Source organism: Paraburkholderia elongata, assembly GCF_013177735.1.
Classification (GTDB): Bacteria; Pseudomonadota; Gammaproteobacteria; order Burkholderiales; family Burkholderiaceae; genus Paraburkholderia; species Paraburkholderia elongata.
On record NZ_WOEZ01000181.1, the window covers coordinates 1 to 12,696 of the forward strand.

The following is a 12,696-nucleotide window of genomic DNA, read 5'->3' on the forward strand; positions in this document are numbered from 1 at the left end:
TATGATCCGCCATCTTCAGACATAAGGGATCGTCAGCGTTGACGACAGCCATGTCCTTCGCCACTTCGATGACGATGCGCTTGACCTCGGCCATCTGCTCCACGGTCTCGACCCCACGCAGGCCCAGGTGATCGGCGGTCACGTTGAGGCAGCCCGCCACGTTGCACTCCGGATAACCCAAACCACACCGCAGCAGGCCGCCTCGGGCCGTCTCCAGTACGGCGGCGTCGACAGCGGAATCCGCGAGAATTATGCGCGCGGATGTCGCCCCGGTCATGTCGCCTTCCACAGTCAGCCGTCCGTCGATGTAGACACCATCGGTTGTACCCAGACCAACCGTGTAGCCCGCCAGTTTCATGATATGGGCCAGCATGCGCGACGTTGTGGTCTTGCCGTTGGTGCCGGTAATGCTTGCAATGGGGACGGTCGTTGGAGCACCGGGTGGAAACAGCATGTCGATGATGGGCCCGGCCACGTCCCTGGGCGTGCCGTCGCTCGGCGCCAGATGCATCCGTAGACCCGGGCAGGCATTCACCTCGCAAATGGCGCCGCCAGTCTCACGATACGACGCGGAGATATCGGTGGTGATGAAATCAACACCACCGACGTCCAGGCCAATGGCCCTGATCGCCCGGACGGCCATTTCCCGGTTGTCCGGGTGCACGTTATCGGTGACGTCGACGGCGGTGCCTCCGGTGGACAGGTTCGCGGTGGCACACAGGTAGACGGTCTCGCCCGGCTTGGGTACCGTCCCGGGACTAAAACCCTCGTCATCCAGGAGGTGTTTTGCTGCGCCGTCGAGCTCCACGCGGGTGAGCACGTTTTCATGCCCCACACCCCGGCGTGGATCCTTATTCACCTCTTCCACCAACTCCTCTACGGTGTGAACCCCATCGCCCAACACATGAGCGGGGATGCGCCTGGCAACCGCCAGCAATTCGCCGTTGACCACCAGCATGCGGTGATCGGACCCCGGGATATAGCTTTCGACGAGCACCCCCCTGCTGTACTCCTGCGCCCTCTCAAAGGCGAGTTCCATCTGCTCTGGCCTTGTAAGCTTGATTGATATGCCTTGCCCGTGATTGCTGTCCAAGGGCTTGACCACGACCGGGTAGCCGATGCGTTCGGCGCTATCGACGGCGTCGCCGGCGTTATAGACCTTTCGTTGCCGCGGCACCGGAAGGCCCGCGTCATGCAGGGTCCGATTGGTCTCCTCCTTGTCCGATGCCTGGTCTACGGCGATCTGACGCGTCTCGCTGGTGAGCGTCGCCTTGATCCGTTTCTGGAAACGCCCGTAGCCGAGCAGTATCAGGCTCTCACCGTTCAGGCGCGTACAAGGGATTGCACGCTTCCCAGCGGCACTCACCAACGCGGCAGTGCTTGGCCCCACGTCGCGACTCCGCGCATAACGGATGAAATCATCCAGTTCATGCTCAAAGTCGAAATCTTGTTCAGGATTCTGCTCCGGCTTCAGTTCGTCAGGAAGAAGATGCTCGATCAAGGCAAGAGACAGGTTTCCGGCGTGCCGACCGACATCTTCATCATGGTACTCATAGACTACGTCGTAGTGTCCCCGCGGCCCTGCTGCACGCGTCTTGCCAAAGCTCACGTCCGAACCCGCGACCTTCTGCAGTTCGATGGCTACGTGTTCCATCACATGACCCAGCCAGGTTCCCTCGCCTTCCCACATGCGTCGCACGAACCCGCCAGCGGTATTGTAGGAACAGCCATGCTGTTGAAGGCCGGGGAGATAGCCAAGCAGACGATCAATGAAGTCGTGGCCGAGCCGCAGGGTTGGCCATTCCTCAAGCTTCCCCAGATCGACGGTGTACCGGATGACCGGGAAATGTGCATGAATATTAGGTCCTTGATAAGCGACGACTGACTTGATTTCCATCGAATGACCTCCTGAAGTTCTGATCTCAGGTAAGCCGCAACCCCTTCGAGCCATCGTAGAGAGGCTCTAAACGGCATTCAAAATACGACGAATTGTCATAACAATCGCTGGCTGCCCCCTCATCTTTTGTTCTCTCGTGCAGAGGATTTTTAGCGAAGCGGAGGCGGCGCTCGGAGATGGCCGCAGACACGGCACGAAAGGCGCGTCCGCTTCGCAAAAAATTGTTTGGCTGGACTGCTCCGCCGGTGGTAACGGCTATGGGCATTGAATCAGTGGGATAGCAACGGTTTTGCCGATGACGGCGTTGGGGCATCACGTCCGTCGTACCGTCTTGCGCTTGAGGGCTGCGTACACCATCGTGTAGTGCAAACAGGTCGCGCCACGCGCACTGAGCCGCCATGGTCGGACAGCGGCCAAAGCTGTGCCGCAAATCTGCCACAAAGCGTCGAGTCAGGCGTGCAGAACTCCTCTACAAAAATAGAGGTAATTCCAGATAAAGCAACATCTCTTCTGTAATTGTCCGGTTGCCTTTTCTGTTGCCCGTTTTTTTTAGCGAGTAGCGATTGCGCCTGAAGGAGAAGCCTTCGCGCTGAAGCGTCACGGCCAACGTCTCTGCACGGCACGGCAGTGGTTCGCCATGAGCCGCTGCGCTGCGCCATCTGGGCGAGCCTCAGGGAGCCCCCCCCCCCATTCGCGTGGCGCTCACAGCGGTGGCAAGCGTCGCTTGACGACCCTATGTGATCCGGTGACGTGGGCGCAGCGATATCATCCCGCTGAGCGGTTGCTTTGGGTGCTGAGTCGGCTAGCGAAGGGGCCACGAGGTGCATACGCGCTGAACAGACACCCCGGCCAGGTGTAGTCACGACTTTCCGTTTGCAGGCTGCAGCGACCGAATCGTGTCCGCTGATCCAGTGAGCCTGCGCTTCACTTCCGTGTCCACGTCGAAACTTGACTTCACGCCGACATCGCCAAGGTGATCCTGCACCCATGCGTTTCCAGCCTTCCATCCGGCCTCTCTCAAGGCGAGAAAAAACCCGGGTGACGGCGTGTTCTTCGACGCGGCGCCAATCTCTTCCATGAAGTCGTCGGTCCGTATCACATGGAAACGCTTCTCGGCGTAGGTCCTGCCATTCGGGGCCTCGAGCGGAATCACCCCGTCCCGGATGAGCTGGTTGACCAGCTCAATCTGTCGGACTTCCGTCACCCAGGACGAGCCGAAGCTGACCTCGTTGATCCGGTTGACGATCTGTCGCGGCAGCTTCGGGGGGCCGTGTTTCACCTGCAGTGGATCAATGAGGACCGTCAGAAGATCGCTCACGGAATCAACGAGCGGGTTGAGTGGAGGATTGGCCATGTAGCCGCCATCCCAATAGAATTCGCCGCCGATTTCAACCGCCTGGAAAAGCGTCGGGTAACACGTGGAGGCCATCAGTGCCTTTGACGTGATTTCCCCGGGACCAAAGATGCGCAGTGCCATCCGGTTCACATTCGTCGCCGCGACATACAGGTCGGGCGCGTCGTCGCTATGCTGGTTGAGTCGGCCGAAATCAGGAATGACCTGCTCCATGATCGAGCCGATCGGATCCGGTAGCCAGGGTGTCAGGTACGGCGAGCTGATCTGTTCAAGCATGCCCTGCCCGATCACGAACAGGTTGGCGTCAACGTTCCATCGCCGCGGCGAGTCCAGCTCTGCCGTTGGCGAGTTGAAGATAAACGGGTACCAGGACGACCTGGCACCGACCGCGTTCCAGAGTCGCTCGAGCAATCGCTTGGCTTCCGCCGCATTGTCACGCAAACCATAGGCGCATGCCGCGCCGTTCAACGCGCCCCCGCTGGTGCCGCTGATCGCCCTGATAAACAACTCGCCTTTCGCCACTTCATCAAGCAGGCGATCCAGTACGCCCCACGTAAAAGCTGCGTGGGCCCCGCCACCCTGAAGGGCCAGGCCGATCGTTCGTTTCGATCCGGTATCCGACATTTTCGGTTCCCCCGATTGGCTGTCCTGCTTCGCCGGCGTTGTTCGAAACGTCAGCAAATTCCTTGAAAAATAGACGTTCAGCCGCACCAATACTTCCTGGGCCTCGTTTGGGCGTAGTGCGACCGGGAGGGCCTTACGCGCGTTTGCCGGCCCCGTCGATACAGTAGATGCCGTTGCTGAAAGGCAATCGGCATCTTTTCGTACCAGTCGCCGTCAGTCGTCATCCGCCGCGTAATACTGCGCGGGCGCCTCAAGCATGCGCTGCTGCTCGTCGCGCACATAGATCGACGTCGTCTGCAGCGACGCCTAGCCGAGAATCGCCTGCACCACGTCGACCGGCATGTCACACGCAAGCCATTACGCTGCCGTGCAATGAAGCGAAAGTAGAAGCGTTTTGGAAGTAAAAGTAGAAGCAGCCTGGGCGCAACCGCTCGACCTCGCCCACTCAGACGGTCGTCCGCCGCGGTGCCCATTCCCTTCGTACCCTATTCGCCGCCACGTCCGTAGAGGTCCGGCAACTTTTCGCTCGATCCGTCATCGCTACGTTGAGGCCCTGTCGGTGGAACTGCTCTGTTCGTTTTTCTTTCCCGCCGCTCGCTGCGCCGCCCTTCCGCACGCTTCACGACTTCTTCCAGAGATTGCACGTGTTCTGGCGTAGTACGACCAAAGCGCTTGCGATAACAATGCGCGATAAATTCCGCGAGGGGGCGCTTCCACAGTTCCTGCTGCTCGTTAGCCAGCGACCCGAATTTTCGGGGATTCAGTCCTAGTTCGCGAGCCATCTGGATATGAGTATGGCTCAACCTGAAACGCAGCCTCGCTTCAAACCACGGCTGAAGCTTCGATGGTACCGCCATCAGTGCTCACCTTTGCGCCAACGCGCGGCGGTCAATCGCTCCACCGCCGCGTAGTAACGCGCCGGCGAAGCCGCAGCATCGTCGTTCTGATTCGTCTTCAAAATATCAAACAGATGCTCTGCGACGACTGAGCCGATCGCGTGAACAGCATCGTGTCGCGTAAGTCCTTCTTTCCTGAGACGATGCATCGCCCGGACCACGGGCTCAACGCTCAGCGCAATCTGGTTTTCGACGATCGCGTGTAGCGCGGCGTGTGCCGTGACGTTGGGAAGTTTGCTCCGGGCGACGCGGTGATACGTTTCGACAAGAAAAATTCGCTCCTGTTCGTCAAGTTCAAGCCATGATTCGGGTTCGGGCGCGCACTCGGGGTCGTACTCTTCCATGATGCAAGTCCTGTACTGACTTCTGCCTATCGTAAAACCGTCTGCAGCTGCGTTGCGCTTCAGTTCAGTCATCGGCGGTAAAACGGGCGCTCGTCCCACACGACCGGGAGCGACTCCTTGACGACAACACGCCGGGCCACGGGCCGTGCGGGAACCGTCAATCCCGTGACCTGGATGCATCGCGACGTTATGCCACCCAATGATGCGCCAGCCCCGTGGCGACGAACGAATGCCCCGGAATGGCCGCAAGCTGGTCCCGCAGACGCCTGTTGAGCTGGTCACGTTCCATGCCGGTGGCAAGGGCCGCATCCGCCAGCGCACCGTAGGCATCCACCACATCGCTACCCGTGATTTCGTAACCGAAGCCTGCTGCCATCCAGTGCAGCGCTGCCGTGCCACAGGCCACCGCGAATTCAGGCTTGCGCTGCGCGAAATCGCGTGCGGCCCGCGCCAGGGTTCGCGGGTCGGTGGGGCCGCACTTTGATGGCGATCGCCGAAAATTACCCGAAAGGCGACCGTCGCACGCTTTGTCGCTCTCGGTCTGAAGCCTTCGTCGATGTACGTATCCATGGTCATCTCCGTTCTCATTGCCGCAGAGTCGTAGCACGCTGCCTAACAGGCTGTTGAATTTGGATCCCGTGTAAACGGGGTTTGAGGGACGGGCGTTATGGATATCGTGTTCATGATCTTTGGCAGCGGATACGATGCGCGGAATGGATGAGATGCAGGAACCCCTGTTCACGACAGTCAAGCTGGAGGACTTCGTCCCGGCAGATCACCCGTTGCGACCGATTCGGTTGCTGGTGAATGATGCGTTGAAACGGCTCAACGGGCTGTTCAGCGTCATCTATGCAGACACCGGCCGGGCTTCGATTGCACCTGAGAAGCTGATGCGGGCGCTGCTGTTGCAGGTGTTCTACTCGGTGCGCAGCGAGCGCATGCTGATGGAGCAGATGCGCTACAACCTGCTGTTCCGCTGGTTCGTCGGGCTGGCGATTGAGGACGCCGTGTGGGACCACTCGGTGTTCTCGAAGAACCGCGACCGGTTGCTGGAGCATGAAGTCGTGGAAGCGTTCTTCACCGAAGTCATGAGTCTGGCGGACAAACGGGGCTTGCTGTCGAGAGACCATTTCTCGGTGGACGGCACGCTGATTCAGGCGTGGGCCAGTCACAAGAGCTTCCGCCGCAAGGACGACCCGGACGATGGTCCGCCGGCCGGCGGTGGCCGCAACGCTGACACAGACTGGAAAGGCGAGCGACGTAGCAATGCCACGCACGAGTCGACGACTGATCCGGAGGCGCGATTGTTCAAGAAGAGCCACAAGAGCCCAGCCATCCTGTGCTATCACGGGCACATCCTGATGGAGAACCGCTCGGGGCTGGTGGTCGGCGCCGTGGTCAGTCACGCGGATGGTTTCGCCGAGCGGGCCAGCGCGCTGCAATTGCTCGATTGCGTGCCAGGCGCTCATGCAAAGACAGTCGGTGCCGACAAGGCGTATGACACCCGCGACTTCGTGAACGATTGCCGCGCTCGCAACGTGACACCGCATGTCGCGCGCAACGATGAGCGTTCGGGCGGCAGCGCAATCGACGCTCGCACTTCGCGGCACGCGGGCTACCGGATCAGCCAGATCATCCGCAAACGAATCGAAGAGCATTTCGGCTGGGGTAAAACGGTCGGTCGGATCCGGCAGACGGTCTATCGTGGCATCCGGCGCGTCGACCAGCACTTCAAGCTGACGATGGTTGCGAGTAATCTGACCCGCATGGCCCGAATGCCAGGGGTGGTGCCGCAAGGAGCGACGCGATGAGCCGCCACGGCGTGAAGACTTCACGGCACAAGGGCTGCATGCGTGCGCATGCCCCGCGCAGATCGCGCGGCGAACCGGCAATTCAGCGGGAAATCGCACGCGTAAGCCTCCTGAACATAGCTTCGGTCGTCATGACGGGGCGCTTTTTAACAGCCTGCTAAGCACCATGTTCGTCGCACCACTGGATCGCCCAGCGCTGTGCCGCCTCGAACGCGTCAGCGTCGGATGGATAGTCACCGAGGTCACCCGAGTACTTTACCTCGACGGCTTCGCCACCGGCCGTGGGCCGCCGATAGATCTTTGCGCGACCGTAGTAGCGACCACCTTCATCAAGAGGCGACGCGTCGATGTGGAATCCCTTGTAGTCGAATTGCATGACCGCCCCCGAAAGAGTGCTCTATTCGTCGTCGCGTTGAACAAGCTGCAGGTTCCCATTCGCGTCTCGGCCGAGGCTCACGAGCTTGTTTTTATAGTCACAGGCAGGACAGAGGAAAAAGAATCCGTGGTCATCGACTTCCGGCGCGACCTGATCGAAGCCGTACCGGGCATCGCAGTTTCGGCAGGTCCACATGTCGGCCTCCGTCGGTATCCTGGAGAAATCCTAGCATGACCGACAGAGCACAGTACAACCGGAGGCACACCATGAAACGACTACATCGCATCGATGCGGCGCTCTGCGTCGAAACGAGCCTCTTCGATGGCCTGCTCCGGAGTTCCCGCAGGCACCTCTGGGTTTTTCCAGTAGATAGGCGGCTTGGTCAACGTATATGCCCAGTCCCACCTTCCGTCCTTTTGTTGGGTCACGTAAACGCTGTAGTTGACTTCCTTGTACGAGAAATTGTGGCTGGCCATGAAGGTCTCTCTCGAGGTATTCGAGGAATCCTAGCATGAGAGGATGCCCCACCTTTTTCGGCCGCGTGATGGAACTTGCCCACTCTTACGAGCAAAGACGGACATGAGCGCACTGACAGACAACCAAATCGCGGAAAGGATCAAAACCTGTGAAGACCTGCTGTACCGAGAAACGCTCCGTGAACTGATCGCGCCGCGCGCCGCGCATTTCCCTCCGCTGTTTGGACGAAAACGATAAAAACCAGTAGGTCGCGGCTCCTCACAGACTCACGAAAACAGCGGCAAAGACTCGACGGTGGTTTGGCGCCGACATCGCGGCGGCACGGATCGACCGGTCTGTTCGGCAGATTTCTCGCCGGCCGAGCCTAGCCGGCGGTTCAGATCCGACAACGCTCTGTAGACCGACGCGCCGGCTGGCATCCCCATTAATGCCAGTTCAACCCGGTCCAGTAATTCCGGCAGACTCGCTTCCCACGATCTCTTTCGTGCGAACTTCCGCTTCTGCATAAGGCCGCTCCCCTATGGCTGTCGAGATACGCGCTGGCATCGACGTCACCACAAATTTTCAAGATGCGGCGACATGTTTGTTGGTGTTCACGCCAGGAGCAGCGTCACGAGGTACACGCAACTTGCCCCTATGCCCTCACTAGCGGCAGATAGCTATCTTCTGGTGGTATACGTTTTCGTGCAGTCATTTGGGCGTGACGGTTACCCGCCGTTTCTATGCCCGGTGTGCATTTAGGGTGACAACACTCGTGGTCATCCCTGTAAAATGGGTCGGGTAGCACCGGTAACGTAACGACATATAGCGTACAACTTCCTACGTAACAGCTGAAGGCTACCGCTCCTCGGAGTCTTACTGCGTGGTCCGGCCGGTGGCAGCTTCTTTCCGGGGGGGCAACTGCGTGGCGACAGCCATCTGATAGTCGTCTTCGAGACGTGGCTGCATCGTAACGTGTACGATGAACCGTGAGACGCTTGAGCGAGGGGAATTCACCTTGCAGCGCTTGGAATTATGCGGTCCCTGCCGACTCGGCATTGCCGACAGCGTCCGCAACCGCACCTTATAAAACGACCGTCGCTTTCTGGACGGGCTCATGACCACGGAACGAGCGGTTGCGCGGGGCACTTTCAGTCATGTACAAACTCGAACAGTATCATCCCGGCGCATTAGTAGTCCTCTGCAGTCAACTCGTTTGTCTGGCAGCGTTCGCATGGGAGACAAACGGTCTCACACACAACAAGTGGGTGGAGGTGTTGTTGGGATTCAGCCTCCTGGCTGGCCTGATCCTGTCGCTAGGATTTTTCGGCACCTGGCTCAAGGTCAAAGACGAGGTCAAGTTGCACGTGTTTTTGAGTGCCAACCCGATCTATTCGGCGATTGCGATTGCCACCCTGGGAGAGGTGGCGACGATCTTACTGGTGCCACTGAGATAGTGACTTCGCTGGTTCTGCACCAGCGCAGCGACTCGCGATTCGCTGCGCAAGATCGGGGGCGAAAATGCACTTTCGCCCCCGACGTCGGAGAATTGCCCATCGCATCTGCCTGGGCTATTTCCGATACTTGCTCGGCATGCCGCCTATTCGACGGCTTCGCCGTGCAGGCTCACGTCCAGACCCGCGCGTTCATCTTCTTCCGTCACGCGGATGCCCATCACCACGTCGATGACCTTCAGCAGGACGAAGCTCATCACGCCGCTGTAGATCAGCGTCGTCAGCACGCCCTTGGCTTGCAGGATCACGCTGCCGTCCGCGCCGCCGATGTCCTTGACCGCGAACACGCCGGTCAGCAGCGCACCCACGATACCGCCGATGCAGTGCACGCCGAACGCGTCGAGCGAGTCGTCGTAACCGAGCTTATGCTTGAGCCACGTTGCCGACCAGAAGCAGATCACGCCTGCCGCAATGCCGATCACCAGCGACCCCGTCATACCGACGAAGCCCGAAGCCGGCGTAATCGCCACCAGACCTGCAACGGCACCCGACACGATACCGAGTACCGACGGCTTACCCTTGGTTGCCCATTCGGCGAACATCCAGGCGAGTGCTGCTGCTGCGGTTGCCACTTGCGTTGCGAACATCGCGAAACCGGCACGGCCGTCTGCCGCCACTGCCGAACCCGCGTTGAAGCCGAACCAGCCTACCCACAGCATGGCGCCACCGATCAGCGTGAGCGTCAGGTTGTGCGGCGCCATCGCTTCCTTGCCGTAACCGACACGCTTGCCGAGCACCAGCGCGCAGACCAGCGCTGCGATACCGGCGTTGATGTGCACCACCGTGCCGCCCGCGAAGTCGAGGATGCCCGCGCTAGCCAGCCAGCCGGACGGTTCCCAGACCATGTGCGCGATCGGCGAGTAGACGATGATCGACCACAACGTCATGAACACCAGCATCGCCGAGAACTTCATGCGATCGGCAAACGCGCCCGTGATCAGTGCCGGGGTAATGATCGCAAACGTCATCTGATAGACGCAGTAGACCGTTTCCGGGATCGTCGGGGCGAGGTGGCTGACGGTCAGCGTCGTCGCCTTGTCGCCGTGAATGTAGTTCATGCCCGTCATGAAGAAGCGTGACAAGCCGCCGATGAACGAACCGCCCGGGGTGAAGGCGAGGCTATAGCCCACCACCACCCAGATGATCGACACCAGGCAGGTGATCGCGAAGCTTTGCATCAGGATCGCGAGCACGCTCTTCTTGCGGACCATGCCGCCGTAGAACAGTGCCAGACCCGGGATCGTCATGAACAGCACGAGCGCGGTGGAGGTCAGCATCCAGGCGGTGTCGCCGGAATTGATCTTCGACGAATCGACCGAGAATGGCGCGGTCGGAGCTGCCGGTGCGGCGGCAGCGGATGCGGCCGATGCATCAGGTGCGGCTGCGGTGCTGGCAGCCGGTGCGGCGGACGCTTCCGCGGCCGGTGCCGAAGCTGCGGCGGCTGCGGGGGCGGAAGCGTCGTCCGCGAGGGCGGCACCGATACCGCCCGCGAGCAGCGAACCGGCCATCAGCATGGACACCAATAATTTGCGCATCTTCGTTTCCTCCTATCGCTACTTTTGCATTTACAGAGCGTCCGCGCCGGTCTCCCCGGTGCGAATCCGAATCACTTGTTCGATCGGCGTGACAAAAATCTTGCCGTCGCCGATCTTGCCGGTGCGTGCCGCGCGCTCGAGCGCCTCGATCGCCTGGTCGACGATGTCGTCCGAGACCGCCGCTTCGATCTTCACCTTCGGCAGGAAATCGACCACGTATTCAGCGCCGCGATACAGTTCCGTGTGGCCCTTCTGCCGGCCGAAACCTTTGACTTCCGTCATCGTGATGCCCGACACGCCGATGGCCGACAAGGCTTCGCGCGCCTCATCGAGCTTGAACGGCTTGATGATTGCGGTAATGAGTTGCATGAAATCCCCTCTTCGATTGCGGAATCTGAGAGCCGACTCGTACGTCGACCTTATGCCGATGGTGCCGAGCACCTTAAGCAACTGTCATGCCAGTTTTTTGCGGAAACTCATCGAGAGAAAACGCAGAGAGATGAGATACGCATGAACGCGGCAGCAATCGAAGGCGTTCCACGCGGAGAGCATCGGACACGCGCCCGACGGAAAATCGATGAGCCGAACTAGATGTTGGGGGGTGCCTTATATACACAGACCTGAATCGCAGGTCGATACTTGCACAACTGATTTGCACCACGACTAGGCTTGACTTGGTCGAAACGACCCAATAGGGTGCGCCCACGCCGAGATTCGTGGCATCAGCCACTTCGGCGAAAGCAGCGTGGAAATTCAGGTATTTCAGCTTGCCTCTGATTCCTCGCGGGTCGAAAGTCGCCGGCCGTGAAGAAGGCGCACGTCAGACAGGTGCTGCTTACCGACGCGATAGCGCCATGAAACTCACGATGGGGCGCTGTCACGTCAAAGCGTTCGCGACGCGAGCGCGGAAAGGCTCCGCGTTTGGTAATAAGAAAGCCGCCCGAACGTCCGCGTCAAGACGCTGAGCGGCCGTTCGTGGGCCTTTGCTGAGGGTCGCTTCATGGCCGAACGCCGCCCCATGCGATGTGCATATGCGTCCCCCGCATAGGGCAAGAATCGGTACCACTTTGTGCCAAGTTGCTTTCAATCGTCCGTCTTTCCGGGTCTCATTGCAGCCGCAGGCCACCCGCCCGAAAAGTCAATTACAGCGCCAGTCAGGAACCGGGACTGTGTCGATGCGAGGAAGCAGATCAGTTCGCCGATCTCTTCCGGCCTGCCTAGCCGACCCGCCGGCACCGAAGACCTGACATAGTCACGACCCTCCGGCTGGTCTATGAAGATAGCGCGTGGATAATAAGCCTCGCTATACAGGAAGTTCGGTGCCACTGCATTGACGGCAATGTTAAGTGGCGCAAGTTCGACGGAAAACGATCGAACCAATGCATTCGCGGCATCCCTCGCGGCATCAGGAATGGCGCCTCCGTGCATTGGCAGCTTTGTCCGGCACGATGTCACTAATACGAGATTCCCGCCGCCCTGCTGTCTCATACGCGGGATTGCCGCCTTTACCAAAGCGAAAGGACCGACCACCAGCTTTTCTAGCGTCTGCCGCAGGTCGTCCAGTGATGCATCCACAGTGGGCCGATGGATAGCGGGAAAGTGGTCGTTACTGACAATGGCATCAACCCGCCCCGTGACGGCCCATGCAGCTTCGACCAGCAGCTCAACACTTTTGCCGCTCACACGCTCGACACTGCCATTCGCGTTCGAAAAGTGCTCCCACGCGATGTCGTCCACGAAGGAATCATCGTGGGCAAGCACGCGGAATCCCGCATCCAGCAGTGCTGCTACGGCAGGCGGGCCGGCATAGTCCGACGCATTCGTCACAAGTGCAACCTGTTGCTCTTTCTTCACAGCCGCTCCTCCTGGTGGTTCCGAAGCCGCGCGAT

The 12,696-nt window shown here is 59.8% G+C and carries 13 protein-coding genes; 3 read left to right on the plus strand and 10 right to left on the minus strand.

Annotation, left to right across the window (positions count from 1 at the left end; all coding sequences use genetic code 11):
• The 5 genes from cphA to GNZ13_RS30715 form a co-directional block, all read right to left on the minus strand.
• Positions 1-1,897: cyanophycin synthetase (gene cphA, locus GNZ13_RS30695; protein ID WP_172171580.1), on the minus strand; the 1,897-nt coding region annotated here is incomplete at its 3' end.
• Between the two features lie 859 nt (positions 1,898-2,756).
• Positions 2,757-3,962 carry a patatin-like phospholipase family protein gene (locus tag GNZ13_RS30700; protein WP_328807325.1) on the minus strand — a complete coding sequence of 402 codons (1,206 nt, stop codon included), beginning with the start codon at positions 3,960-3,962 and terminating at the stop codon, positions 2,757-2,759.
• Positions 3,963-4,360: 398 nt separating this feature from the next.
• The gene (locus GNZ13_RS30705) at positions 4,361-4,732 is read right to left on the minus strand and encodes a hypothetical protein (protein ID WP_172171582.1); all 372 of its coding nucleotides are present in this window, start codon (positions 4,730-4,732) and stop codon (positions 4,361-4,363) included.
• Positions 4,732-5,115 carry a hypothetical protein gene (locus tag GNZ13_RS30710; RefSeq protein ID WP_172171584.1) on the minus strand — a complete coding sequence of 128 codons (384 nt, stop codon included), beginning with the start codon at positions 5,113-5,115 and terminating at the stop codon, positions 4,732-4,734. The genes GNZ13_RS30705 and GNZ13_RS30710 overlap by 1 nt, the downstream gene beginning before the upstream one ends.
• Positions 5,116-5,302: 187 nt before the next feature.
• Positions 5,303-5,866, minus strand: a complete 564-nt coding sequence (locus tag GNZ13_RS30715) for a hypothetical protein (RefSeq protein WP_172171586.1) — start codon at positions 5,864-5,866, stop codon at positions 5,303-5,305.
• Between GNZ13_RS30715 and GNZ13_RS30720 the strand changes: the two genes are divergently transcribed.
• On the plus strand, positions 5,820-6,926 hold the full coding sequence (locus GNZ13_RS30720) for an IS5 family transposase (protein WP_407945675.1): 1,107 nt from the start codon (positions 5,820-5,822) through the stop codon (positions 6,924-6,926). The two genes, GNZ13_RS30715 and GNZ13_RS30720, sit on opposite strands and share 47 nt — an antisense overlap.
• Before the next feature lie 157 nt (positions 6,927-7,083).
• Here GNZ13_RS30720 and GNZ13_RS30725 read toward each other — a convergent pair whose 3' ends face one another.
• Positions 7,084-7,302, minus strand: a complete 219-nt coding sequence (locus GNZ13_RS30725) for a hypothetical protein (protein ID WP_172171590.1) — start codon at positions 7,300-7,302, stop codon at positions 7,084-7,086.
• Between the two features lie 275 nt (positions 7,303-7,577).
• Complete coding sequence (locus GNZ13_RS30730) at positions 7,578-7,778, minus strand: hypothetical protein (protein ID WP_172171592.1); 201 nt, start codon at positions 7,776-7,778, stop codon at positions 7,578-7,580.
• Positions 7,779-7,881: 103 nt separating this feature from the next.
• Here GNZ13_RS30730 and GNZ13_RS53595 point away from each other — a divergent pair, with 103 nt between their 5' ends.
• Positions 7,882-8,016 (plus strand): hypothetical protein, encoded by a 135-nt coding sequence (locus GNZ13_RS53595; RefSeq protein WP_268959200.1) that lies wholly within the window; start codon positions 7,882-7,884, stop codon positions 8,014-8,016.
• An 899-nt stretch (positions 8,017-8,915) separates the two neighbouring features.
• Positions 8,916-9,215 (plus strand): hypothetical protein, encoded by a 300-nt coding sequence (locus tag GNZ13_RS30735; RefSeq protein WP_172171594.1) that lies wholly within the window; start codon positions 8,916-8,918, stop codon positions 9,213-9,215.
• 143 nt (positions 9,216-9,358) lie between these two features.
• On the opposite strand, the gene GNZ13_RS30740 is transcribed toward GNZ13_RS30735, so the two are convergent.
• The 3 genes from GNZ13_RS30740 to GNZ13_RS30750 all read right to left on the minus strand — a co-directional run bounded on the left by GNZ13_RS30740 (position 9,359) and on the right by GNZ13_RS30750 (position 12,661).
• Positions 9,359-10,807 carry an ammonium transporter gene (locus GNZ13_RS30740; protein WP_172171596.1) on the minus strand — a complete coding sequence of 483 codons (1,449 nt, stop codon included), beginning with the start codon at positions 10,805-10,807 and terminating at the stop codon, positions 9,359-9,361.
• A gap of 30 nt (positions 10,808-10,837) precedes the next feature.
• Entirely contained in the window at positions 10,838-11,176 is a 339-nt protein-coding gene (locus tag GNZ13_RS30745; protein ID WP_172171598.1) for a P-II family nitrogen regulator, read from the minus strand.
• Positions 11,177-11,890: 714 nt separating this feature from the next.
• On the minus strand, positions 11,891-12,661 hold the full coding sequence (locus GNZ13_RS30750) for an SDR family oxidoreductase (RefSeq protein WP_172171600.1): 771 nt from the start codon (positions 12,659-12,661) through the stop codon (positions 11,891-11,893).
• Positions 12,662-12,696 lie beyond the last annotated feature (35 nt).

Excerpts from the sequence above, each read along its gene's own strand:
- GNZ13_RS30710 (WP_172171584.1), bottom strand. The coding sequence starts at position 5,115 with ATGGAAGAGTACGACCCCGAGTGCGCGCCCGAACCCGAATCATGGCTT.
- GNZ13_RS53595 (WP_268959200.1), top strand. The coding sequence starts at position 7,882 with ATGAGCGCACTGACAGACAACCAAATCGCGGAAAGGATCAAAACCTGT.
- GNZ13_RS30735 (WP_172171594.1), top strand. The coding sequence starts at position 8,916 with ATGTACAAACTCGAACAGTATCATCCCGGCGCATTAGTAGTCCTCTGC.
- GNZ13_RS30720 (WP_407945675.1), top strand. The coding sequence starts at position 5,820 with ATGCGCGGAATGGATGAGATGCAGGAACCCCTGTTCACGACAGTCAAG.
- GNZ13_RS30725 (WP_172171590.1), bottom strand. The coding sequence starts at position 7,302 with ATGCAATTCGACTACAAGGGATTCCACATCGACGCGTCGCCTCTTGAT.
- GNZ13_RS30730 (WP_172171592.1), bottom strand. The coding sequence starts at position 7,778 with ATGGCCAGCCACAATTTCTCGTACAAGGAAGTCAACTACAGCGTTTAC.
- GNZ13_RS30705 (WP_172171582.1), bottom strand. The coding sequence starts at position 4,732 with ATGGCGGTACCATCGAAGCTTCAGCCGTGGTTTGAAGCGAGGCTGCGT.
- GNZ13_RS30740 (WP_172171596.1), bottom strand. The coding sequence starts at position 10,807 with ATGCGCAAATTATTGGTGTCCATGCTGATGGCCGGTTCGCTGCTCGCG.
- GNZ13_RS30745 (WP_172171598.1), bottom strand. The coding sequence starts at position 11,176 with ATGCAACTCATTACCGCAATCATCAAGCCGTTCAAGCTCGATGAGGCG.